This is a genomic window from Psychrobacter piechaudii, assembly GCF_900162825.1.
GTDB classification, from domain to species: Bacteria; Pseudomonadota; Gammaproteobacteria; order Pseudomonadales; family Moraxellaceae; genus Psychrobacter; species Psychrobacter piechaudii.
The window spans coordinates 1-512 of record NZ_FUGE01000006.1 but is presented as its reverse complement, the minus strand read 5'-3'; the positions used below and the strand labels follow the sequence as shown (position 1 = coordinate 512).

1 pseudogene is annotated in these 512 nt (G+C 42.0%); it reads left to right on the top strand.

Annotated features, from left to right (window positions below):
- Positions 1–512 (top strand): annotated as a pseudogene (locus A1019T_RS00035) (transposase); the annotation flags it as partial.

Sequence of the window (512 nt, the reverse complement as noted above, 5' to 3'; positions counted from 1 at the left end):
TCCCAGCGCTGTAGCCAGATAGCTGGGCAACTTAATTTTAGCTATCAACGACAAGTCAATTACAAAGGTAAAGCTGCTAAACAATATATCGCCACAGCGAAAGTGGTATTAACTCGCAACGCTAAACCCCAAGCTATTGACCCTGCAACAGGTAAGCGAGTAGCACCGATTAAAGGTAAGCCCTTATCTTTACTGTTAACCGTCAGTCGTATCTATGATGATCAAGATAAACGGCTAGCGACTTGGTATTTATTAAGTAACTTGCAAGAGATATCCGTCAAGGGTGCAGATATTAGTCAGTGGTATTATTGGCGTTGGCAAATAGAATCTTATTTTAAATTGCTTAAAAGTGCAGGACTTCAGCTAGAGTCCTGGTTACAGCAAAGTGGAGACGCTTATTTTAAGCGGTTGTTAATTGCTTCTCAGGCTTGTACGCTCGTGTGGCGTATTATGCAAGCATCTGATAAACAGTCACAAGAGTTTGCTTTGTTTTTAGTGCGCCTCTCAGGTCG